This is a genomic window from Rhodothermales bacterium, from assembly GCA_040221055.1.
GTDB lineage: Bacteria > Bacteroidota > Rhodothermia > Rhodothermales > UBA10348 > 1-14-0-65-60-17.
The window spans coordinates 247783-272433 of sequence record JAVJVN010000009.1 but is presented as its reverse complement, the minus strand read 5'-3'; the positions used below and the strand labels follow the sequence as shown (position 1 = coordinate 272433).

16 protein-coding genes are annotated in these 24651 nt (G+C 60.9%); 7 read left to right on the top strand and 9 right to left on the bottom strand.

The window, feature by feature from the left end; translation table 11 throughout:
- From RIE53_03815 to RIE53_03805, 3 genes are all read right to left on the bottom strand, one after another.
- Complete coding sequence (locus tag RIE53_03815) at positions 1-3396, bottom strand: hypothetical protein (GenBank protein ID MEQ9103802.1); 3396 nt, start codon at positions 3394-3396, stop codon at positions 1-3.
- Between the two features lie 71 nt (positions 3397-3467).
- The gene (locus tag RIE53_03810) at positions 3468-6224 is read right to left on the bottom strand and encodes a TonB-dependent receptor (GenBank protein ID MEQ9103801.1); all 2757 of its coding nucleotides are present in this window, start codon (positions 6222-6224) and stop codon (positions 3468-3470) included.
- 108 nt (positions 6225-6332) lie between these two features.
- On the bottom strand, positions 6333-8231 hold the full coding sequence (locus RIE53_03805; protein MEQ9103800.1) for an FG-GAP-like repeat-containing protein: 1899 nt from the start codon (positions 8229-8231) through the stop codon (positions 6333-6335).
- A gap of 204 nt (positions 8232-8435) precedes the next feature.
- Between RIE53_03805 and RIE53_03800 the strand changes: the two genes are divergently transcribed.
- Positions 8436-10214, top strand: coding sequence for a family 10 glycosylhydrolase (locus RIE53_03800; GenBank protein ID MEQ9103799.1), 1779 nt, complete (start codon positions 8436-8438; stop codon positions 10212-10214).
- Here the strand turns inward: RIE53_03800 and RIE53_03795 are convergent.
- Positions 10204-11037, bottom strand: a complete 834-nt coding sequence (locus RIE53_03795) for a LytTR family DNA-binding domain-containing protein (GenBank protein ID MEQ9103798.1) — start codon at positions 11035-11037, stop codon at positions 10204-10206. The two genes, RIE53_03800 and RIE53_03795, sit on opposite strands and share 11 nt — an antisense overlap.
- A 4-nt stretch (positions 11038-11041) precedes the next feature.
- Positions 11042-13513, bottom strand: a complete 2472-nt coding sequence (locus RIE53_03790) for a histidine kinase (protein ID MEQ9103797.1) — start codon at positions 13511-13513, stop codon at positions 11042-11044.
- A 133-nt stretch (positions 13514-13646) separates the two neighbouring features.
- Here RIE53_03790 and RIE53_03785 point away from each other — a divergent pair, with 133 nt between their 5' ends.
- Positions 13647-14423, top strand: coding sequence for a TatD family hydrolase (locus RIE53_03785; GenBank protein ID MEQ9103796.1), 777 nt, complete (start codon positions 13647-13649; stop codon positions 14421-14423).
- A gap of 9 nt (positions 14424-14432) precedes the next feature.
- Here RIE53_03785 and RIE53_03780 read toward each other — a convergent pair whose 3' ends face one another.
- The 3 genes from RIE53_03780 to RIE53_03770 form a co-directional block, all read right to left on the bottom strand.
- Positions 14433-15716, bottom strand: coding sequence for a Gfo/Idh/MocA family oxidoreductase (locus tag RIE53_03780; protein ID MEQ9103795.1), 1284 nt, complete (start codon positions 15714-15716; stop codon positions 14433-14435).
- Positions 15717-15830: 114 nt separating this feature from the next.
- Positions 15831-16769, bottom strand: a complete 939-nt coding sequence (locus tag RIE53_03775) for an FAD:protein FMN transferase (GenBank protein MEQ9103794.1) — start codon at positions 16767-16769, stop codon at positions 15831-15833.
- Between the two features lie 30 nt (positions 16770-16799).
- A complete protein-coding gene (locus tag RIE53_03770) occupies positions 16800-18203 on the bottom strand; it encodes a Gfo/Idh/MocA family oxidoreductase (protein ID MEQ9103793.1) in 1404 nt (467 codons plus the stop codon).
- A 71-nt stretch (positions 18204-18274) separates the two neighbouring features.
- On the opposite strand from RIE53_03770, the gene RIE53_03765 reads away from it, so the two are divergent.
- Positions 18275-18841, top strand: a complete 567-nt coding sequence (locus RIE53_03765; GenBank protein MEQ9103792.1) for a YceI family protein — start codon at positions 18275-18277, stop codon at positions 18839-18841.
- A gap of 21 nt (positions 18842-18862) precedes the next feature.
- On the opposite strand, the gene dnaK is transcribed toward RIE53_03765, so the two are convergent.
- The gene (gene dnaK / locus RIE53_03760) at positions 18863-20779 is read right to left on the bottom strand and encodes a molecular chaperone DnaK (GenBank protein ID MEQ9103791.1); all 1917 of its coding nucleotides are present in this window, start codon (positions 20777-20779) and stop codon (positions 18863-18865) included.
- A gap of 175 nt (positions 20780-20954) precedes the next feature.
- Between dnaK and pgsA the strand changes: the two genes are divergently transcribed.
- From pgsA to recA, 4 genes are all read left to right on the top strand, one after another.
- A complete protein-coding gene (gene pgsA / locus RIE53_03755) occupies positions 20955-21545 on the top strand; it encodes a CDP-diacylglycerol--glycerol-3-phosphate 3-phosphatidyltransferase (protein ID MEQ9103790.1) in 591 nt (196 codons plus the stop codon).
- Entirely contained in the window at positions 21538-22197 is a 660-nt protein-coding gene (pyrE, locus tag RIE53_03750; GenBank protein MEQ9103789.1) for an orotate phosphoribosyltransferase, read from the top strand. Before pgsA ends, pyrE begins: the two co-directional genes overlap by 8 nt.
- 1 nt (position 22198) lies before the next feature.
- Positions 22199-23461 carry a competence/damage-inducible protein A gene (locus RIE53_03745; GenBank protein MEQ9103788.1) on the top strand — a complete coding sequence of 421 codons (1263 nt, stop codon included), beginning with the start codon at positions 22199-22201 and terminating at the stop codon, positions 23459-23461.
- 121 nt (positions 23462-23582) lie between these two features.
- Entirely contained in the window at positions 23583-24641 is a 1059-nt protein-coding gene (gene recA, locus RIE53_03740; GenBank protein ID MEQ9103787.1) for a recombinase RecA, read from the top strand.
- Positions 24642-24651 lie beyond the last annotated feature (10 nt).

Genomic DNA, 24651 nt, shown 5'->3' with positions numbered 1-24651 from the left:
TTACTTGATGACGGCAAATTTTCCGATGTACGACCCACCTTCCCAGTCCACGTGGAAGATGTACAGACCATAGGCAATGTTCATGTTGTCCTTCGAGCGAAGGTCCCAGAACTCCTTGCCGTCGTCGACGGGTGAGTCCCGACGAATGGTATCCACCAATTCACCGGACAGCGTGTAGATCCGGATAGTGGCCTTGGCAGGCACATTGGCGAAGTAGAGGCGCCGGTCGCCCCGTTCGGAACGTGATACCGGATTCCTCGGCTCGATCTCGTTTGTGGCCACATACGGGTTGGGGACGACGTAAATGCACTCGCCCAGTGGATCCGTACAGTTTTCCATCCGGTCGGTGGCAACGTCCACATTGTCGCGGGCGCCGAGGGTGGCAAACCGGAACGAATCGGTGTCCGTGAAGGGCTTGTCCGTGCGCACGTAGAACACGTCGCCGGCACCCGGAACCTCGCCCGTGTCAGTCAGCGTGAGCATCCACGTTGCAGTCAGAGCGCCGTTGATGGTCTCCAGGAAAATGATCTGTTCATTCACATCCCAGGCTCCATTCCGGTTGATATCCGGCACGAAGGCATCGATGACCGTATTGGCATTCGTCAGATTCACCACCTCGAAGGGAAGGGGGAGGTTGTTGCTGAAGCCGGTCGAGATGTTCTCGTTGGCGAACCGCACCTCGTAGTCACTGGGTTGCCCGCGGCGTCCCGGACCTGAGGTGGCGACCCTCACGGTTGCCTCAATGCCCTTTCCGCCTTCCGACCAACCCGTTTCGTCGTCGTCAATACGCAACGGGACGTTCTGGACGAACAAGTGCATTCCGTCGAAGATGGGATTCGCTTCCTGGTTCGAAAGCAGTGAACTCCGGTAGATAGGACTGTACGTGAACGATGCGAACAGGGAGTCGCCATCCGATACATTTCCAGCCATCACCTCAACGGTACCGGGCTCTGCGTTGAGGATGTAATCCGTACCCTCGGTAAGCACCGCCCCGGATGCATTCCTGAGCGTGAATGACGAGGCGTCGATATTGGTCGCGCCCACGGACGAGGTCCTGCCCGTAATGGCACGGAGGCCGGTCTGGCGTACCTGCTCATCGGTCACGGTATAGACGGTCTGCCCTGAAATGACATCAAAATCCAGACGATATGCGCCGTTCTGCGGAACCGCCATCGGGTCAACGATCCGGATCCGGATGTCGCCCGTGGCATGACCGGTCTCGTGCTGCAGACCTCCGGCCTCTTCGATGGAAGGTGCGACGTATCCGGCCGATACCGGCCTTGGAACCACGGAGGCCGTGTTCACATCGAAAATGAAGGAATCATCCACCGGATTGTAGGTAATGGTCTTCGATGTTTCACTGGGCGCAATGCCATCGATGAAGTCACCACCGTCACCCGCGAATCCGCGGTCATAGGCCGTGACGGCATAATAGTAGGTCTGTCCGTTTACGACCCGGTTCGAATCCACGAAGGAGTGGAACAGTCCCGTGTCGTTGCCCAGGTCGAATGCCACGCCACGATCCGGAAAGACAATGGGGGAAGGGCCGGTCAACCCGTTTTTGAGGTCGAATTTGGCTTCCACGCCCACTTCGGTTGTAAGCGGTTTGAACAGGAATTTCGATCCGTTGATGTCGGTAATGAGTTGCTGATCGCTGAATGATGGATCGGTCGAGCGGTAGACCACATAGCCCTCGAAGTCCTGCGTACGGGACAGGGGATCGACTGATTTCTCAGCCCGGTCGTCCCAGTACAACGTCACCTGCCTGTCGCCTGGAACCGCGCGGACAATCGGCTTGTCCGGCGGCCGGGCAAAGCGATAACCCACGTCGAAAATCTGCTGGACGGTCTCCGCGTTGAGCGTGAGGTCTGCCAGCGATTCGCCAAGAATGAGCGCGATGGAGAAGCGTTTGGTTTCGCCGGCACGGAGCGGGAAGCTGCCCGAACCATACAGGAAGACGTAGTCGCCCGGATCCTCGGGTACTTCCTCGAAACTTCCCGGCTGGATGAACTGCCAGACCCGCTCATCATTGCTTATCCGGTTGCCCGCGAACGGGGGAGAAGCGAAAGACGTCAGCCCGATCATGTCGGACTCGTCAATGTCGGTGAACTCGAAATTGGGCTCGCCCGGTTTGGTGATATCGAACGGATCGCCCGCCGTCGGAATGCCGTCGCCTTCTCCAGTGTCTCCGGTACCGGGAATGCCATCCAGGCCCACATCGTCTGTTTCAGGGTCCCAGTCGCCGTCATTGTCGATTCCGTCGGTCCAGGATTCGTCGACCATGCCGTCGCCGTCATTGTCCACGCCGTCACCAGGATAGAAGGCGCCGTCAATGATTTCATTGCCGATCCCCGGGCTCTCGAGGAATTTGTATCCGAAATAGCCCGGCCTCCGTCCCGGTATGTCGGAGCGCCCGTCGCCGTCGAACGCGAAGACCATGTTCAGGTCACGGTCGAAGAAGGCCAGGTCATCCGGCCAGTCGCCAGGGCCCCCGACATGCGGATCACCCCACATGCCGAAGATGACCTTTTCCAGGTCCTTTTCGGACTTGTTCGTGATTTTGTAGACCAGGAAGATGGCATCTTCGGCGAGCGGATTCGCCCACTGGTACAGGCGGACTTCTGTCTCGAGTCCAAGACCCCGCTTGGTCGTGTCGGCAAACGGGTAATACTTGAATTCCCGGTTCGAATAGTCATTCATGAAGTACATGGCCTCCTGGTCGGCATTCGAGGCTCCCTGTTGCAGGGCACCGGGCCACACGTACTCTTTCAGATTCTCGTTGTACCAGTCGTCGGGCCAGGAATCCGGCTTGCCGTCGAGATCGTTGTCGGCGGCGTCAGATGTCGGGATGCGCCGGGAATCGGGACTCACGACGTTGATCCCCTCGAAATTGCCGACGGGCTCGGCGCACGGAATGGGCTGCCAGCCCCAATTCTCGGTTCCATCGGGACTGATTTCACCACCGTTCGACACGAGGCCGTCGGTAATGATGTGCATAACGTAGATCGGATTTCCGTTCTCGTCCAGCACCACGTTCCCGTTCTCATCCACTTTCGGGACGGACTTCGGATCGCGCGGCGTGTTCGTGTCCACGATCTCTGCACCCACGATGGGACCGAACTCATAGCCATACCCCAGGCCGTTCCAGACAATGTCCGTAATGGTGTTCCCGGGCGAGGAAATGGAGCCGAAATTCAGGATCTGTGTGGTAATGCGATTTCCGTTCAGGATTACGTCCCGACGATCGGTGGTATCCTCGGCGCAATCGGCCACGGCGGCTTTTCCTCGCTTGGCCGTTTGCTGCTGGATCCAACGGCGGGCATCCCGGTAGTCGTCGCCGCGCTCACGCGCCTGACCGAATGCAGGCGCGGAGACGAGCAGACCAAGAGCAAGCATGCCCAGGATTCGGGTAGAGCGGAGTACTCGGGAGGCGTTCTTGTTACGCGTCATCTCGAAAAACATGGAGTTCAAAAGGAAAGAGTGGCGCCAAGGCGGATTTCACGCGGAGCAGAGAAGTACTGGGGGCGATTCTCATACTCATCCAATGACCGGATGCCTGGCAGCCCCATTTCGGCAGCGCGCTGCCAGGCGGCGAATACGCCGCGTTGTTCGGAAAGGGAGTAGGTGGCGCGGCCGGTGTCGTCGAACACGAAATTCTCATTCAAGCGATCAAGGACATTGAATACTTTACCGAACACCCGGAGACGTCCCTGGCCACCCAACGCGAACTCTTTGTAGATGTGCAGGTCAAGCCGTGACGTTGCCGGTTTGCGCTCCTGGTTCGGCAACTGGTCGATCTTCTGGTCAATCAGGAGTGGTGTATAGGGATATCCACCGCGCAACTGACCGATCAATGAAATGCCCCACGCCGGACCCGGTGAAATAGTGACGGTGCTGGAGAGCACATGCCGCTGATCGAAGCTCAGGGGCACGATCTCCAGTTCCGTCTCCCTGCCTGACAGGGAGTTGAAGAAGAAGGAGTTCGCATCCGTATTGTTGCCTTCGGCAATCTGGAACGTGTAATCCACGTTGGCCGACAGCAAGCCGCCGCGCGGGCGCCGGCTGGTCAGCGCGAACGTCACCCCTTTCACATTCGCATAGTCCCGGTTTTGGTAGATGCTGTACACGTCCTCACCCGCAATCGTGCTGAACCGGATGGTCTGCAATGCCAGGTAGTCACGGATGTCCTTGAAGAAGCCGGTCACATCGAATGCCAACGTCTCCGTGAGCTGCTGCTGCAGTCCGATCTCGTACTGCACGGTCCGCTCCGGCCGCATGTTCGTGTTACCGAACGTCGGAGCCTGACCGACCGGGAATTCGAATTCCGGATTGATGTACAGATTCCGCAGGCGCGGCATCTGCGCAAAGTGCCCGTAGGAAAAGTGGATGATGCCGGTCTCTGTAATCGGGAACGATACGCCGAGCCGCGGCATGATGACGTTCGTGACGTCGGCTTCCCTGAGCGGATCGTCCTTGCGTTGGGGATCGAGCAGGTTGGGGATATACAGTCCGTGAGGATCGAAGCGCTCGTATCGTACGCCCGCATTGATGATGAAGTCCTCGAATTCAAGCTTGTCCTGGATGTAGAGACTGAGTTCCGTGACTTTCTGATCCTCATAGTAGTCGTGGGCCGGGGTCGTCACGTCCGGTACAGTGGGAGTCCGGTACTGGTCGCCGTCGAACAGGACCGTGAAGTTGCGCCGGTCAAGCAGGTGGAGATTGTACTCAATGCCCGTTTTCACCTCGTGCGTCACGCCGATCTGCTTCGTCAGGTCCGCTTTGATGCGCCAGGAATCGGACCGTTCGGTAACGTGACCCTTCTGGTTGCCTCCCATCAGGAAGTTGTTGCCCGGGAAGCCGACCGATGCGCCGGTGGACACGTAGCGGGGATCGAGCGGGTCTTCGTACAGGAAGGACCGGGATTCATTGGATGCGTAGGACATCCGAAGCGTATAGAACGAACGGTCATCAAGGGTGTGTGTCCAGCCAAGGCCGTGGTTGACGCCATCGCTGCGGAAGGACGATACGCCATCCGGATTGTAGCGGTAGCCGAAGCTGAACGGTGTACTCTTGCCACCATCCAGGATGAGCGAATACTCGATCTTGGTTCCCGACCAAGGCCGCATGCTCAGTTTGGTAATGAGGTTGTGGCCCCGGTTCGGGTTGAGCGCAACACGCTCGGACGGAATGTCCTGCCCGGCCCACTCGTACCACGGCTTGCCCTGGATTTCATAGTACCACAGGGGACCGTCGTAGTCCGGGATGTACTCCTGGATATCGGCCAGCAGGCCGGGATCACCGTTGAAATTGGATGAGTCGGACGGCAGGAAGGTCCGTTCGCCGTATATGTGGCCTTCGTCATAGTCGTATCGACCCGACACGAAGAACCGGAGCTTCTTGTAGAAGGGGAGGGCACCGCTCAGGGTCCCTTCCAGGGTGTAGACGTTCGGACGCAAGCTGTTGTCGTTCAGGAACACATCCGTGTGTTGCGTGAAGTTGTTGCCGCCGTACATGCTGACCGAACCATGGATCTTCTCGCCCCCTTCCTTGGTGACCAGGTTGACAATACCGGACATGGCCTTGCCGTATTCGGCGTTGAAGGCGCCGGAAATGACCGTCATTTCCTGGATGGCATCGGCCGCCACGCTTGTGGCCAATCCGTTGGTCTCGAACGGGTTGCCGACCGACATGCCGTCCACCAGGTACGCAACCTCATTGCTGCGGCCACCGCGGATATGGATGGTACCGCCGGGTCCCGTTGTGACCCCTGCCTGCGTGGTCAAGACGCCGAAGAAGCCTTCGACCGGAAGCGCTTCGATTTCCTCGGCGTTGACCGTCTTGGACGAGGACGTCAGATCCTTCTGCACGAGCGGACGCTCGGCCACGATGACCACTTCCTCACCTTCAATGACCTGTTCACGCATTTCCACATCGTATTCCGTGGTCTGGCCGGTCGCGACGCGGACACCATCCACCCGCTGTTGGGCAAAGCCGATGTAGGAGAAGAGCAGGGAATGGGTACCCGGTCGCACGTTGAGGATAATGTAATTGCCGTCCACGTCGGTCATGGTGCCCTGGGTCGTACCCGCAATCGATACGTTTACACCAATCAGTGGCTCTCCCGATGCGGCGTCAATGACCCGCCCGGCAATTTTGCCCTGGGCATGGGCAATACCTGCCCCAAGGATACACATCAAGGCCAGCAGAATACCGGTCTTTCGCATGGCTGTTTTGGCTCGGATGGAATGGAAGAAATGGTCGAAACCAAGGTACAAAGAAAAAAAATGGGGAGGCCCCGGACGGGGCCTCCCCATTCAATCAAACCGCACCCGTCACTTGAGCAGGACCATGGTCTTGCTCTGACGGAAATTGCCGTATTCCAGCGTGTAGAGGTACGTTCCACTGGCGGCCTGGGCACCGCTGTTGCTGGTACCGTCCCAGACCACTTCGTGCACGCCCTGGGCCAACAACCGGTTGTCCACCAGCGTCTTGACCAGGCGACCCTGGACATCATACACACGCACGCTTACCGCCTTGTCGACTGGCAGCGTGAAGCGGATGTTCGTCGTCGGATTGAACGGGTTCGGGTAGTTCTGGTCCAGTTGATAGTCGGAAGGCAGGACAATACGATCCTGCGTGGCCACCGACGTCCCACTCATCGAGATGATGCGGACGAAGGCACGTTCCGGATTGGCCATGATTTCGCGTACTGAGCGCTCGTAACGAAGGGAATCGGCATTCCAGACTTCATCATAGACGGCCAGTGAGTCATCGATGCCCTGGAAGGAAAGGGCAATGTGTCCATTGCCGTCGCCATTCACATCACCGAGGTAGGCAATCATGGATGGGAAAACCGGGTCGGATCCACTACCGGTTGAGCCTTGCTTCGATGCCGCTACTTCGCGGTACATGGTAGCCACGCCGGCTGAGTCGCGGTACACGACATTGAATCCGAGCGTATCCAGCGGAGAGCTGGTATTCACCGGTGTGATGTCCCAGTTGGTTCCATCCTTCGGGTCGCCACCCAGGAATTCGGCATTGTGGATGAAGAACGACGGCTCATTGTTGTTCCGTGCCGAGAGGCCATAGCCCGGGCCACCGACCATGATCTCCATCTGGCCGTCACCATCCGAATCGCCAGCCGTAGCCCCACCAGTTGCACCGACCGGAATCGCGTCGAAGGCGAAATGGTTGGCGTCCACGATGGTTACGGATTCCGTGGAATTGTAATCCATGACGCTGAGTGCGCCGGACATGAAGTTCGTATAGAACACTTCGTCATTGCCGTCACCGTCAATGTCGGCAACGACACCACCGAACAGCGACACGTGGTCACCGATACCGGCAGAGGCCTGCAGGTTGCCACCGTCGGGTGCGGGCTCATAGACACCAGCGTTCCATGTTCCATTGAAGAAGTTGAAGGAATTCCACGAATGCCAGGAGACGTCCATGTTGCCATCGCCGTTGAAGTCACCGGCGTAGGCGGCATAGGCCGATCCACCACCGATGGCACGCTCGCGCGGGGCTTCGGTAGCTTCGACGTTCCACGTTTCGAACGTATTGCCATATCCATCCATTTCGAAATCGCCCGTCACGGAAAGGACATAGAAGACATCATTGGCGCTGGGGCCGTTGGCCGGGACGAGCAGTTCTTGATCGCCATCCCCGTCCAGGTCGGCGATATCCAGGATCTGGGCATAGAAGGAGGCCGAAGACCGACCGTCCAATGCGTAGAAATCCACCGCCGTGGCAGGGCGTGATCCGTAATTGTCGGAACCGACGACGCCGTCATGCTCCCAGACGTAGACGCCCCCGGATGGCCAGGCAGTGACGCTTTGGTCATATCCGACGCCAGCCGTGGTAATGATTTCCCAGTTTCCGTCTCCATCCAGATCGCCGGCAATGGCGTAGCGTGTGTTGCTGGACGAGGACGAAGGGTCGATCAATGCTGTCGAGTAAACGTGCTCCCACGTAGAACCGCCCTGGTGTTCAATAACGTGGACAGTGCCGCCCGCAGCATCGTGCTGGGACACCAGCACTTCGACCTTTCCATCCCGATCCATGTCGTATGGGCCGGAAATACCGCGCGCACCGTTCTGCTCGTAAACAGGAAACGCGTCCGTCAACTCACCGGTTCGTTCCGGCGAAAAATGGTATTCTGTGGTCTGGGCCGTTACCGACTGGAAGCCGATGAGGGCCAGGACTATCAAAAGCGTAGTAGCAGTTTTCATAGGGTGGGTTTGCACGTGAATGAATATCCGTCTGTCTGCGTGCGCCCGAACCACGGCGGGCTGCACTTGCGAAGTCTTAACAACGTATTAATGGGAAACTTCCCTGTCAACCGCTAAATGAAACAAACGCTTCATTCTGTTTCACGCATCCGGATCGGGCTCGCATGGGTTTTTCTGTGGCTTCTGCCCAGTGCAGGGCTGTCAATGGCCCAGACAACCCCACCCAAACTGGAAGCCCGGGCGGCCTGGATTGCGACGGTCATCAATCTTGACTGGCCGAAGAGCCCGCTCCATTCGCCGGCTACGCAACAGGCCGACTTGCGTGCGCTCATGGATGGGCTCGCAGCCCGCAACATCAACGTGGTGTATTTCCAGGTCCGCTCCGAGGCGGACGCCATGTATGCATCTGAAATCGAGCCGTGGTCGCGCTACCTGACCGGGCAGCAGGGCCAGGCGCCGAGCCCCATCTGGGATCCGCTCTCCTTCGCCATTGAAACCGCGCACGAGCGGGGCATGGAGTTGCATGCCTGGGTGAACCCGTTCCGCGCGGTCCGGCAGACGAATGCCTATCCGATTGCCGCCAATCACGTCTCAACTACGCATCCGGAGTGGATCCTGGAAATCGGTACGCAGAAGATGCTCGACCCGGGACACCCCGCCGTCCGCGACTACGTCATTGGCGTAGTTGAGGATATCCTGCGCAGGTATGACGTCGACGGCATCCACTTCGACGACTATTTCTATCCGTATTCCCCGCAGATCGGCGACCAGGACCGCCCGTCCTTCGAGACCTACAACCCGGATGGATTGCAACGGGGTGACTGGCGCCGCCAGAATATCAACCGTTTCATGGCGGATGTCTACGCGGCCGTACTGGAAACCGACGCCGAAGCCCAGTTCGGGGTCAGCCCGTTCGGCATCTGGAAGAGCGGCACGCCGGCGGGTACGTCGGGGCTTGACGCGTACAGCGTGATCTATGCCGATCCACTGGCCTGGCTCGCGGACGAGAGCGTGGATTACCTCATCCCCCAGTTGTACTGGCCCTTCGGAGGCGGGCAGGACTTCGGTACGCTGGCCACCTGGTGGGCCCAGCAGGCCGGGGACGCGCCGAATCCGCGGCCCATCTACACCGGACATGGAACATACAAGAGCGACGCCGCCACGACGACATCCGGCCTGTACGCCGCCAACGAAATGCCGCGTCAAATACGATTCACGCGCACAAACAATGGCATCCACGGATCTGCCCATTTCCGCGCAGCGAATCTGCTTTCGTCCGGCAACCAGGGGCTGACCGATTCGCTCCGCACGGACCTCTACCGAACGGTCGCGTTGCGACCGCCCATGACGCACCGGGACATGTTTCCCCCGGCGGCACCCGACAACCTGACCGCGACACTCGGTTCCGGTTCCACGGGTTCGCAGACCGTCCTTCTGCGCTGGGACCCGTCATTCTTCGGAACGCTGGCGCGTCGGTTTGCCGTGTATCGCGTTAAGGGCTCGGCTCCGACCGACGTGCGTGCGGTCACCAACAATCCGGAGAACCTGGTTGCCGTCACGTATGAGCCCCTGTACAGCGAAGGAGGGCTGGACGATGCCACGTCCTACCACTATATCGTGACCGCGCTCACGTTCAATAATGTGGAGAGCGGGGAGAGCAGTGTCGCATCGGTCATGACGGGGACCAACGTTGCCGGCATGGAGCAGCCCCTGGTGGCCCATCTGAACGTCTGGCCGAACCCTGCATCGACTCGCGTGAATCTGTCCATGGGTAACGGCTCGTCCTCAGCCGGTCGGATCCGTACGCTCGTTATCCACAGTGCACAGGGCCGGGAAGTGGCCCGACTCGCGCCCGGAACGTTGTCCTGGGATCTGACCGACCGGACAGGTCGGCGCGTGGCGGCCGGCATCTATTTCGTTTCCGTACGGGATGCGGATGGACGGACCTTGGTGACCAAACCGGTGACCATCGTCAGACCATGAGCCGGTCCTTCAGGATCTTGGAGCGCTCCCGGCTGGCAATGACCTCGTGTCCGCCGGTCAGGACGAGTTTGTATCGCCCGGAGAACCACGTAATGAGTTCCTTGATGTGACCGAATTGGACGATGGCTGAGCGATGCACGCGCATGAACGCGTCGGGGTCGAGCATGCTCTCGAGCTGATCCAGCGTGTAGCTTACAATGTGCTGCTTGAGCTTGGGGCGAGGCACTGCCGGTTCGTGGTCCAGGATGAACACGCGCGTGATGCCCTCGGAAATCTCGACAGAGACCAGATCGGATACGGGCACAATGAGGATGCGGTCCCTGTAGGGCACGGACAACTGCTCAAGGAAGCGGGGCTCGCGGGCATCCGATGCGGGTCCGGCCATGGCCCGCTCATCCATCCAGTCGAGCAGTCGGGCCAGCCGGTCTTCGGTTTCCTGTTTGTTGACCGGCGAAGCCAACAATTTCTCCGCCCGGGCGATGGACTGCTCCAGCCGGTCTGCCGGAATGGGCTTCAACAGGTAGTCCACGGCGTTGGCATCGAAGGCACGGATGGCATATTCGTCGTACGCCGTCGTGAAGACGACAATGGGCCGTGCGTCGGGGGGCAGGCGTTCCAGGACCTCGAAGCCGTCATGCCCCGGCATCTGGATGTCCAGGAAGACCACGTCCGGACGCGCCGCGCTCAGTTTCTCGACGGCATCCACACCGTCCTCGGCCTCGCCCGACACCTCCACACGTCCCGCCTTCTCGAAGGGGGCCAACAATTTGCGGAGCCGGCTCCGGGCCGGCGCTTCGTCATCCACGATGAATACGTTCAGCATGTTGTCAGGGGAGGGATGGGGGGATGATGAGTTGCACAACGGTTCCGGAATCGGGACGACTGGTGAACGACAGCAGGTCGTCCCGGCCGTACAACTTCCCGATGCGCTCCGATACATTCATGAGGCCGGTTCCGAAAAAGTCCTGCCGTCCCGAGACCGGTCCGGAACGGTCGAACAGATTCTGGATGCCGGCCCCTGAATCGGTGATTTCTACGAGAACGCCCTGGTCGGGTTCGGAAGTGCACACCGAAATGGACAACCGACCGGGACCCCGGACCTTTTCTATCCCGTGCTTGATGGCATTCTCGACGAGCGTCTGGATGGCGAAAGCCGGGATGGGGACCTCCGCCGCTTCCGGATCCACCTCACACGAAATGGTCAGACGTTCGCCGAACCGGGCCTTCTCGATATGCAGATAGCGTTCAACAAGAGCGATTTCGTCGCGGATGGGGACGAACGCCTTGCTGCCGGTCTGCAGGGTATACCGGAAGATGGCCGACAGATTCTCCACCACGGCCTCGGCCTCGCCGGGACGTTCGCCGATGAGCGAAATGATGGTGTTCAGGGAGTTGAACAGGAAATGCGGATTGATCTGGGCGCGGAGGGCTACCAGGTGGGCTTCCGAGGTCTCGGCCGCCAGCTGCTTTTCCCGCTCCACCAATTGCAGGCGGTCCACGGCCAGACCCACCTGCAGGGCAAACGTCCGAAGCAGTTCCAGGTCATCCAGGTTGTATACGGAACCCCTGCGGGTCTTGACGCCGAAGACCATCATGCCCGTCGTGTGGCCGTCGCCCTGCACGGGCACGGCCAGCCCGGCGCCGTGGTCCAACAGCAGGCGGCGGATGGAACCGGGCAACTGGCGCTTGTTGAGTTCGGGGTTCCTGGCCCAGATGGCAGGTTGGTCCCGGAAATGGGGCCAGATGGTGCGGAAGACCTGTTCCGTGACGTACGGGGGCTCCGGATGGAACTGGCCGACAATCCACGACACGTCATCGGACGGGGCGCGGAGGAACAGGATGGCACTGCGCGCGCCGACAGCCGAGCCCGCCACCGAAATTGCTTCCGTTGCCAGCGACTCGGCGTCCAGGAAATCCGTTATCCGTTCCAGGAACCGGGACATGGCCACGCGCGCGCGGTGGCGTTCGGCGCTGAAGAAGCTGGATACGAAAATCTGGAGCCGTCGACCGAGCCGCTCGAAGAGGACCAGCAACAGGACCACGTACAGGCCTTCGACCACGATCCGGGAGGCCCCGGACCGTTCGAGCATGGGGTCCAACACGGTCATGCCGCCCACGAACGCGAAAAAAATCAACCCCAGGACCAGTGTGTAGACAAAGGCGCGCGACAGGATTTCGTCCACCTTGCCGTACCGGAGCGTGCCGAGGGTGTATACCGTGACCGGCACGACGGCCAGCAACTGCGCCGACACGATGAGCCATCCCGTGGCCTGTTCGCTGAGCGCCGACAACACCGGAACGATGCCCTGGACGGCGAGCGCGGCCGCAGCCGCCATGAGTGCAATGACCACGCTGCCCGCGCGGCCCCAGTCACCGGTCGATTGCAGCAGGGCCACCAGGGCCGCTATGCCGATATAGCACGAGGCATAGAAGAGGATGGGGACCAGGAGGTCTTCCACCGACACCGGTCCGATACTGCCAATGAGGAGCGTAACGAGCATGCCCACGGCCAACACACCGGGGACCAGCACGATGGCTGGCAGGAGCCACACCCGGTGTCCGTCCAGCAGGCCGGACGCCGACGACACCCGGAGCAGCAACAACAAGGGGAAGCCCACCCAGCCGATCAGGCCGAACGTGGTCGTGACCTGGAAGGCCACGTCGTACACCGTCCCGGCATCGGGTGGGCCGAAGACCTGGACCGCCAGGAGCCGTGCCAGATTGCCGAAAATCCACAGTGAGGACACGGCAATGAGGATGAGTTCGAATCGGGCGGCCGGATTATGGCGGGCCAGCGGTCCGGCTATGAACAGGCCCAGCGCATGGAAGAATGCCCCCAGGGTGAATCCCCACAATGAGAACTGCCAGAGCGCCATGGACCGCGGATAAAGGAACGTGGGGTGCCGCGTCAATTCCACGGACACCTCCACGAATTCCGTTCCCCGCGTCAACAGATACGGCCGCGACACGCCCGGACTCAAGCCGGACATGGCATTCTTCAGATCCAGCGCATCGAAATACTGTTGGTTGTCCCACAGGAACAGGACATCCCCGTCCCGGATGCCGGCGGCGTATCCCGGACCCTTCGGAAACACATGGCTCGCCGTAATGGCGCCGTCCACGTCATCCCAGACCACCCAGTCCCCGGCACCCCGCGTGCCGGTCACGAGCCGTGTGTTCGCATCTTCGTGATACCCGGACACCTCCACCCAGTCGCGTACGGCCTCGGCCAATGGCCACGCGGCGGCCAGGACGGCAGCGAGAATGAGCAGTCGGGAAAAATTCCTGATGTTCAGCACGGGTTTGGCGTCGGTTGGGGATGGCGGGCGCCGGAGGTTGTGGAAAAAAGAATGCGGGCACCCGGACTACCCGGGCGAGTATAGCACGGACGACGTGTTTGTGCTACACCTTTCCGGATCCCATTACTCAACCATGCTCACTGATTCCCACGTCCACATCAACCACGCGAAATTCCAGGAAGACCGGGACGATGTCATTGCGCGCGCTCGGGCCGTCGGCGTGAACCGCATGCTCATTCCTGCCATCGATGTGGCCTCCGTCGAGATGGCCATCGCGTTGGCCGCTGAGCACGAGGGGCTGCACGTCATGGCCGGCATCCACCCAAGTCATGTGAAAGAAGCCAGCGAGGTCGACTGGGCGCGTGTCGAGGAGCTTGCCGCGGAACCCGGTATCGTAGCCATTGGGGAGACGGGCCTGGATTATTATTGGGATACGTCGTTCAACGACAAACAGCATGATTTCCTGCGGCGTCACATCCGGTTGGCGGCGGCGCTCGACCTGCCGTTGGTGTTCCACAATCGCGATGCATCCGAAGATCTCGTCCGGATTGTACGCGAAGAACAGGCGGCGGCATCCGATGCGTCGCGCATCCGCGGGGTGTTCCACTGCTTCGGTGGCCCCGAGTGGTTATCCGATGCCGTGCTGGAGCTGGGATTCCACGTCGGAATCGGGGGTACGTTCACGTTCAAGAACGGCGGCGTACCGGATGCGGTGCGCCGCATCCCCATGGACCGGATCCTGCTGGAAACCGATGCGCCGTTCCTGGCACCGCATCCCCATCGGGGCAAACGGAATGAGCCGGCACATGTGCGCCTGGTCGCAGAGGCCGTGGCCATGGACCGGGGCCTGTCGGTCGAAGAAGTGGGACGGATTACAACGGAGAACGTGGACCGGCTTTTCGGGCTCTGACGCAGGGCCTCAATACGTGTAGTCTTCGTCCGTGATGTCCACGCGTGTCTGTCCGCGGATGGCTTCGGCGCCCTTGATGGCCACCACCGTGGCCTCATAGGCCTTTTCATGGTTGGCCACGGGGGCGAACGGTCCGTAGGTATAATTGTCCATGAAGGCCTTCAGTGCCCAGTACAGCGGGCTCTCGGCGTTCGGGTCCTCGTAGGTGGGATCCTGGTTCAGCGCGTCCAGCTTCGTGGCGTTGGCCAAGAGGGCAATGCCCGTCTCCTTGTAGAACTTGTCCTTGCGCGCGTAAACCTCCCAGCCAAGCATGGGGGCGTCGACCTCCTTGAACATCCACGCCTTGTTGTCGCGCAGGATGATGGTGGCGTCCGAACCGAAGTGCAGGTCGTATGCCGCATCGAAGCCCGACACCAGCGTGGCGTCGTACATCAGGTTCACGTTGTCGGGTGAGCCCACGATGGCCTGGATGGTATCCGGAACCGTCCGCCCGTCATTCCAGAACATGGTTCCTCCGAACCCGGACACCGACGTCGGACGGGTGTCACGGATCCATGAAGCGGCATCGATCTGCTGGATGCCCACCTCGCCGAACAGGCCGAGGGATACGTCGGCGTCCAGCCGCCAGTTGAGGTCCCGTTCCCGTTCCCGGCTGGACGATACGCGTCGCCAGGAGTCCTTCCGGTGCCACTGGGAGCGGATCATGGCCGGTTGACCGATGGCCCCGCTGCGGATGAATCCGTAGACAGAACGGTACTGGGGTTCTGTCCTGTACAGCAATCCGGCCTGGAAAATCTGGCCGTCGGCATCCCGGGCCGCCCGGGCGATGGCCCGGGCATCATCCAGGGTATGCGCAATGGGCGCCTCACAGTAGACGTGCTTGCCGGCCGCGAGCGCGTCGATCACGATCTGCCGGTGTTGGTGGGTGGGTGTGGCGACGAACACCGCAGGAATGCCAGGGTCGTCCAGGACCGTACGGTAGTCCGCGTGACGTGCGGCATCGGGGTGGTCGCGTTGGGCGCGGCGGAGCATGATGGGAAAGTGGTCCACGACGGCCGACAGCCGCGCCTCTTCAAGGCGGTCCAGCGCAGCCGCAATTTCCCGCCCCCACTCACCGTACCCGATAACGGCGCACGACACGGTATCCACCCGTTTTTTCCGATTCTCCGGCGCCCACGGCGCGGCCGTTGGAAGCCGCTCGGCGTCGGCGTGCGACAGGGCACCCCCCAGCGTCCCACCGATGGCACTGCCCAGTGAACCCAGTTTCAGGAAATGGCGTCGGGAAAGACTCATGACGGAGCGGGTTTTTCTGTGTGGGAGATGAGGGGTCGAGGATGAACGCGTGCAGGGAAGATACACCCGGACCGGATAAATGAACCGGCTTTCATGCCCTTCTGCAACAGTCGGCTACCCGTTGCCCGCAACCCGCTGCCAGGTCCCGTCCGGTCCCGATTCGAACACCATCCATTGCCGGATACGGCACGGCGCGGCAGCCGATTCAAGTACGGGTCCAGGAGGACGGGAGAGGTCGGGCTGGACCACCAGAGCCGTGGCCCAGGCATCGGCGAACTCGGCGTCCGGACAAACGACAGCGGCCACACGGTCCGCGGTCAGGGGTTCTCCCGTCCGGGGATCGACGACGTGTCCGCGTCGGATGCCTTGCTTCCCGACGTCGTCCACCGATTTGCCCATGACGGCTGAAACCGAAAGTGCCTCATCCGTGAGTTCGACCGTGTCCAGGAGGGCTCCCTGCCGGTGCGGATCTTCAATGCCAATCCGGAACGGGCCCGCCAGCGCGACCGCCGAACTCGTCCCTCCATGAACCAGCCCGCCATCCAGGAGACCGGCCATCCACTCCTCGTCCCGGACCAGATCCCGGACCGCATCCAGTGCGGTGCCCTTGCCCATGCCGCCCAGGTCAATGGACAATCCGGGATGCGTGAAACGGACGGTGCGGTGGCTGGCGTCCAGCTCGATGCCGTCCCAGCCCACGCTGGAGGGGCTTGACCCGAAGCCGGGTTTCGACGGGCGTTGGGCAGACGCGGCAAACCCTTTGGCCGTTCCGCCCAGCCCCCAGGCCCGAAGGACCGGCGCCCAGGTCGGGTCGAAGGCTCCGGCTGATGCGTGAACCACCTCGGCGCATGTTTCGAGCACCCGGAACAGGTCGGCCGACACCCGGACGGCGCCCTGGCCGGCATCCCGGTTCACCCGGGACAGCTCACTGGCCGGGTCGTAAAAGGACAATATCCGCTCCCAGCGATCGACTTCGCCCAACATCCGTTCCCCGGCCGCCTGCAGGCGCGGCGCATCGGAACCCTCCAGCGCACATTCAAATCGGGTGGCCATGGCGCGTCGCGCCACGCGGAGCATCATCCGTCAGGACTGCGGAAACGTTCCGTACGTCGGGACGTCGAGCTTCGTGCCCGTCCCGGTACGGAACGTGCGGGTAGCGGGATCCAGGTAAATGGATTCTCCGTACCGCTCGGACGCCTCGGCCATGGAAATGATGGCCTGCGTGACGAGCGCCACGTCGATGTTGCCGTTGGTCGTCGTGTCGTTCCGGATGGCGTCGAACAGGTTGGCCACGTGCGCCGAGACCTGCGGGCCAGGTTCCAGATTCTCATGGGTTTCCTGGTCCACCAGGTCGGCGAATGGCCGTTCCGGGCGCAATTCCACCGAATTGCCGCCGAAATACAGGGTGGCCTCGTGGCCGCGGATGACCTGCCCTATGCCCTGCTCGTTCACGGTGGACCCCGCAATCAGCATGCACAGCCCCGACGGGAATTCAGCCAGCAACTGCGTGTTGTCCGTCACGGAACGCTCGTCCGGGCCAAGCATGGCCTGCGTGACCTTGTTGTTGCCAATGCAGACCACGCGCGTCGGGAATTCCGTGATGTTGGCGGCGATGACCAGTGGATGGATCATGTGGGCCAGGAGGTCACCCAGGATACCTGCGCAATAGGGGAGGTACTTGCGCCAGCGGTGATAGTGCTCGCGATTGAAGTCAATCTTGTTGGCCACCGGTCCGAGCCAGTGCTCCCAGTTCATGGTGACCGGCGTTACACCTTCCTCGAGGGCGTAGTAGTTCCACTCGCCGTCCGGGGAATTCCGCATGTAGGAGTTCTGCGCGAACGTCGGAGGTCCGATCTTGCCGGCCTTTATGAGTTCCGCCGCCTTGTGCCACTTGGCCTCGGAGGTGTACTGCGACCCGACCTGGAACTTGCGTCCTGATCGCGTTACGGCATCGTGCACATTGAAGGCCTCGCCCAGATACCGGGTCATGGGCTTTTCACAATAGACGTGCTTGCCGGCGTCGAGCGCATCGATGGCGACCTGGGCATGCCAATGGTCAACAGTTCCAATGAAGACGACGTCGATGTCCTTGTTCTCAATGAGCCGACGATGGTCTTCATACGTCTGCACGGTGTAATCACCCAGGTTGCGGGCCTGTCGAACATCATCCATGAGCTTGCGTGCCCGTTCCCGTCGTTCGCTGTACAGATCACACGCGGCCATTCCAACCACGTTGTAGTTGTATTCGTGCTGCGTCTCCAATTCCATGTTGCTGTTCACCACCGTGCGGACGTGCGCATGGAATCCTTGTCCGCCTACGCCAACGAATCCGACGTTCAGGCGATCGTTCGCGCCCAGGACGCTGCCTTTGGCCAGCGTGGAGGGCAGACCGGTAGCCAGGGCACCCGCGGCGAGCGCGCTTTTCTTGATGAAATCGCGCCGGGAGGCGTCGGTGTTCGCGGCGGGTAGGGTTTTCCTGGAAGACATCGTAGGTACGTGGTTGGAGAGATGCGTGTGGCGTAAAATAACACCACCTTCTTCAAAGTCCAGACGTACCCATGTTCCGATTCCTTCCGATGTTGTTTCTCTTGTTTGCGGCGGCGCTGTTGATGGGTCCCGTACCGTCGGCCCACGCCCAGTCCGTCGTCCCGTTTGCCGATTCCTCCCGGATCTGGGTGGATGGCACGTCCAGCCGGTCGGATTGGACGGTCTACGCGCCGGTCTGGAGTGCCAATTTGACGGCGGGTGACGGCGTTCCGGCCGGGATCAGCCTGACCGTGGACGTTGCCGCCATGGAGAGCCGGAAATCGACGATCATGGACCGGCTCATGCACCGCACCTTCAATGTGGCGTCCCACCCGGAGATCACGTTCACGTCGTCGGACATGGCTCGGCTGGCTCCGGACTCGCTCCTGGTCACGGGCGATCTGACCATGGCAGGACAAACGCAACGAGTCGACGTGCGGGTGCACGCCGACTCGTCGGCTGCCACGTATGTGGTCTGGTCAGGCAGGGCGGCCGTGAAAATGACCGATTATGGAATGACGCCCCCGACCGCCATGTTCGGTGCGCTGCATACCGCGGACGATGTAACGGTCCAGTTCCGTCTCTTCACGGAGAGGTAGGCGGCGGCGCGCTGGCGCCCACTACTTCTCTTCGTCCTCGTCTACGACCTCGAAGTCAACATCCTTGACCTCGTCATCGGCCGCATCTTCCGGTTCGGCGGACGGCGCACCGTCGCCACCGGCTTCGGCAGCTTCCTGCTGGGCCGCGTAGAGATCCTGGCTGGCGTCCGCCCAAGCGGCATTCAGCTCCTCGGTCGCGGCCTCGAGTTCGGCCACGCTCCGGGCTGCGTGCAATTCCTTGACGTTGGCAACGGCAGCCTCAATGCGGGCTTTCTTCTCCGCGGGCAGTTTCTCACCGAACTCCTTGAGGTTCTTTTCGGTGGAGAAGACCAACGCATCGGCCGCGTTCAGTTTCTCGATTTCCTGTTTGCGCTTGGTGTCCTCGTCGGCGTGTGCCTTCGCGTCCGTGCGCATCTTTTCGATTTCAGATTCGGTCAGGCCGGATGAGGCCTCAATCCGGATGGATTGCTCCTTGCCGCTGGCCTTGTCCTTGGCCGATACGCTGAGCATGCCATTGGCGTCGATGTCGAACGTGACCTCGACCTGCGGAACGCCCCGCGGAGCGGGAGGAATGCCGTCCAGGTGGAACCGTCCGATGGTGCGGTTGTCCGCCGCCATGGAACGGTCGCCCTGCAGGACATGGATCTCGACGGACGGCTGGTTATCGGCCGCGGTGGAGAACGTCTCGCTTTTCTTGGTCGGAATGGTCGTATTCGCAGGGATGAGCGTCGTAGCCACGCCGCCAAGCGTCTCGATCCCCAGGTTCAAGGGGGTCACATCCAGCAGGAGGACGTCCGATACGTCGCCGGAAAGCACGCCGCCCTGGATGGCAGCACCCACCGCCACCACTTCATCCGGGTTGACCGAACGATTGGGGGCCTTGCCGAAGAAGTCTTCCGCAGCCTTCTGGATGGCAGGAATACGGGTCGAACCACCCACCAGGATTACCTGATGGACCTGATCCTTGGACAGTCCGGCATCCTTGAGTGCCTTTTCCATGGGCGGAATGGTCCGCTTCACGAGGTCGTCCACCAACTGTTCGAATTTGCTCCGGCTGAGGTCCAGCGTGAGGTGCTTGGGGCCGTCCTGCGTGGCCGTGATGAACGGCAGGTTGATGGTCGTGGCCGTTGAACTGGAAAGCTCGATCTTGGCCTTCTCGGCCGCTTCCTTCAGACGCTGCAGGGCCATGGCGTCGTTTCGCAGATCCACCCCTTCGTCCTTCTTGAACTCGTCGGCTATGTAGTCGATGAGGCGCTGGTCGAAGTCGTCACCGCCAAGATGCGTGTCGCCATTCGTGGACTTGACTTCGAAGACGCCGTCGCCCAGTTCCAGGATGGAAATGTCGTAGGTCCCACCACCGAGGTCGAACACGGCAACCATCTCTTCGGTGTGTTTCTTGTCCAGACCGTAGGCAAGGGCGGCCGCCGTGGGTTCATTGATTATCCGGCGCACGGTCAATCCGGCAATTTCACCGGCTTCCTTCGTGGCCTTGCGCTGGGCGTCGTTGAAGTAGGCCGGAACGGTGATGACCGCCTCGGTAACTTTTTCGCCCAGATAGTCTTCCGCCGTCTGCTTCAACTTCTGCAGCACCATCGCAGAGATTTCCTGCGGGGTATAGACGCGATCGTCAATCTTGACGCGGGCCGTATGGTTGTCGCCTTCCACCACATCATAGGGGACCGTCTTGATTTCCGACGCCACCTCGGTGAACTTGCGACCCATGAACCGCTTGATGGAAAAAACGGTATTGTTGGGATTCGTGATGGCCTGACGCTTGGCCGGCGCTCCCACCAGTCGTTCGCCATCCTTCTTGAATGCGATGATGGAGGGGGTGGTGCGGGCTCCCTCTGCGTTGGTGATGACGACGGGCTCGCCGCCCTCCATGACGGCGACTACCGAATTGGTGGTGCCGAGGTCGATGCCAATGATTTTTCCCATGACGGAATACGTGCTGTATTGAATATGATTCGTCAGAATGTCAGTTGACCGAGCTATCAAGAACGATGCCGTTTTCAACGATGCGACAAATTGTCATGGATCGGCTCGATGATCGGTTCCGGGCGCTGTCTGCCCTATATTCCACAAGAGTGACAAACTGTTACCTACCGGTTGAATGAAGCACGTCCCGAACGCGTTGACCATCCTTCGGATACTGGTCACCCCTCTTCTCTTGTATTTGCTGTACAGAGCCACGCTGGCGGGGCATTTCTGGGCACTTACGTTGTTCGTCTTCGCGGCGATATCAGACTGGTTGGACGGCAAGTTGGCTCGGCGCTATGCGGTAAAGAGCCGATTGGGTCAGTATCTGGACCCCATGGCCGACAAGATCCTGGTGCTGGGCACATTCATTGTGTTGGCCATCCGTTTTCCGGAACTGGTTCCATGGTGGGCGGTGCTCATCGTAGCTTCGCGGGACGTGGCGGTTACCGTCCTGCGGTCGGTATTCGAGCGCAAGGGGCTGAGTCTGCACACGTCCAGTTCGGCCAAATGGAAGACCGCGGCCCAATTGACGTATCTGATAGCGTTCCTGCTGACCCTCACGCTCACACATGTCCCGGGAGCCATCGGCCGGTCGGCCATCGGACTCATGGACAGTTCATTCTATTTCTGGTCCCTGCTGGCCGTGGCCGCCATCACCGTTTATACCGGAATCCAGTATTTCGTGAACCGGAAGACCGAAGACCCTGTAGCGCATCATGCCTGATTTCGCGGATACCGCGCGCGACATTGCCCTTGACCTGCTCTCCATCGGTGCCGTCTCACTGTCTCCCGGCAAACCGTACCTGTGGGCATCGGGACGTCGATCGCCCGTGTATTGCGACAACCGGCTGACGCTCGGACACCCCGCCATCCGGAAACGGATCTGTCATGCGTTCGCCGACCGGTTGTCCCGCCTGGGGTGGGACGTCGACGCGGTCGTCGGTACGGCCACCGCCGGTATTCCTCATGCCGCCTGGCTGGCCCATGAGCTGGACGTACCGATGGCCTACGTCAGGAACGCCTCGAAGGCGCATGGTCGAGAGAACCGCGTGGAAGGGTATATTGCGCCAGGCTCCCGGGTAGTGGTGGTCGAAGATCTGGTGTCCACCGGGATGTCCTCCACGGCCGTTTTGCCTCCGCTGCGGGATGCGGGCCTGGATGTGGTCGGCGTGGTCGCCATATTCACGTATGGCCTCAGCGTGGCCGACCAGGCTTTCAAGGATGCCGACACCCCGCTGGAAACCCTGTCATCCTTTCCGGTCCTCATCCAGGTTGCTGCGGAACGCGGCCTGATGACGACTGACGACCTGACGTCGTTGCAGGCATGGTACCGCAATCCGTCCGGCTGGTCGCTGGACCATGGTGGATCCGATTAGCATGACGGCATCCATCATCACCATCGGCGATGAGATCCTGATCGGTCAGATCGTGAACACGAATGCGGCATGGCTCGGCGAACAGTGTACATCGCTGGGCATGGATGTGGTTTCCATGGTAACGGTCGGCGACGCGGAGTCGGCCATCCGGTCGGCGCTCCGGAACGCCATGCAGACGTCGCAGCTTGTTCTCATGACCGGCGGATTGGGGCCGACCCACGACGATATCACCAAGCATGCGGTTGCGGCCGAGTTCGGGGATGCCCTCATCGAGAATCCCGATGTGCTGGCAGCCGTCCGGGAACGGTTTACCCGTCGGAACCTGGTCATGGTCGAAGCCAATCGATCCCAGGCACTCATTCCGGAGTCTTTCCGTGCAGTCATCAACCCGGTCGGGACCGCGCCAGGGATGCTCCGCCGGTATTCCTGCGATGGGGGTGAGGGATTGCTGGCCGTCCTGCCCGGGGTCCCGCACGAAATGAAAGCGCTGGTGCAGTCCCATGTCGTGGAAGAAATCGGCCGGATGGGTGGGCAACAGTCCATTGTCCAACGGACCCTGCTCACGACGGGGATCGGCGAATCCAACCTGGAGCATCACCTGGAGGGCGTGCATGACCATCTGAAAGACGGCGTTTCACTGGCCTGGTTGCCCAGTATCCACGGTGTCCGTATCCGGGTTACCGGACGTGCTGCAGATACGCGGAAGGCGCGGGCCAGGGTCGATGAATTGGTGGGCTGGATCCAGGCGCGGGCAGGACGCTACATTTACGGAGAGGACCTTCAGACCCTGGAGGAGGTGGTCGGGACCATGGTCCACGCATGTGGGTGGACCATTGCCACGGCCGAGAGCTGCACCGGAGGCCTGGTTTCCCACCGGTTGACCAACATCCCCGGTTCGTCCGGTTATGTGCTCGGTGGTGTGGTGTCCTACGGTAACGCGGTCAAAGAGGGACAACTCGGCGTGAATGCGCACGATCTCGCCCTGCATGGTGCCGTCAGTGAACCGGTCGCGCGGCAAATGGCAGAAGGCGTCCGGGAGGCGCTGGGCGCGGACGTGGGGCTGGCCACGACCGGGATCATGGGTCCGGGAGGGGGATCGGACGAGAAGCCTGTCGGTACGGTCTGGGTGGGCGTTGCCCTGCCGGACTCCACGACGGCCGTCCGTTTCCAATTGGGAACGGACAGGCTCCGGAACAAGGATCGGGCAGCGACGGCTGCATTGAATGCCCTTCGGCTGTACCTGCTGGAGAACGGATGTGGCTGACGGGTTATATAAATAAATCACGGGTGTCATACAGTTGTCACACGTGGCCCCTATCATGTGTGTGTCATGTGTGCGTATATTCCCGTACACGCCTGCCATCACCAGAAAATCGACGATATCCATGAGTACCCAGGACACTGCCAAGACCCGCGCGCTCGACCTGGCGCTGAAGCAGATTGAGAAACAGTTCGGAAAAGGCGCCATCATGCGTCTCGGCGATTCTCCCCAGGTTGCCATTGATGCCATTTCCACAGGATCGCTGGCGCTCGATGCTGCGCTCGGCGTGGGAGGCATCCCGCGCGGCCGCGTGATCGAGATCTATGGTCCCGAGTCTTCGGGCAAGACCACGCTGGCAACCCATATCATTGCCGAGGCCCAGAAGAAGGGCGGCGCGTGTGCGTTCATCGATGCGGAACATGCCTTCGATGCGTCCTATGCCGGAAAACTCGGCGTGGACATCGACCACTTGCTGGTCTCGCAGCCCGACACGGGAGAAGATGCACTCAACATTTGCGATACGCTGCTCCGGAGCGGTGCCCTGGATGTCATCGTCATCGATTCCGTTGCGGCCCTCGTGCCCCGGGCGGAGATCGAGGGGGAAATGGGGGACAGTCACGTCGGCCTCCAGGCGCGTCTCATGAGTCAGGCCCTCAGGAAGCTCACGGGCTCCATCAACCGGACGAAAACGGCGCTCATTTTCATCAACCAGATCCGGGAAAAGATCGGTGTGATGTTCGGAAGCCCGGAAACCACGTCCGGCGGCCGCGCGCTGAAATTCTACGCATCCATCCGGATGGACATCCGACGGATTGGCGCCATCAAGGAAGGTGCCGACGTTACGGGCAACCGGACGCGCGTCAAGGTGGTCAAGAACAAGGTCGCCCCGCCGTTTCGCCAAGCTGAATTTGACATCATCTACAACGAGGGGATTTCCTCCCGCGGTGAATTGGTGGATCTGGGCGTGGAGCACGACATCATCACGAAGTCCGGCTCCTGGTATTCGTATGGCGACATCAAGATCGGACAGGGTCGGGATGCCACGAAGCAGTGGTTGACCGACAACGAATCGCTTCGGGCCGAAATTTCGGAACGCGTCAAGGATGCACTCGGCATGATGCCTGTGACCGCCGTCAACGGGGTGGAAGAGGATGTGGAGGACGAAGAGGAGGTCATGAACTGAGTGGTCCTCG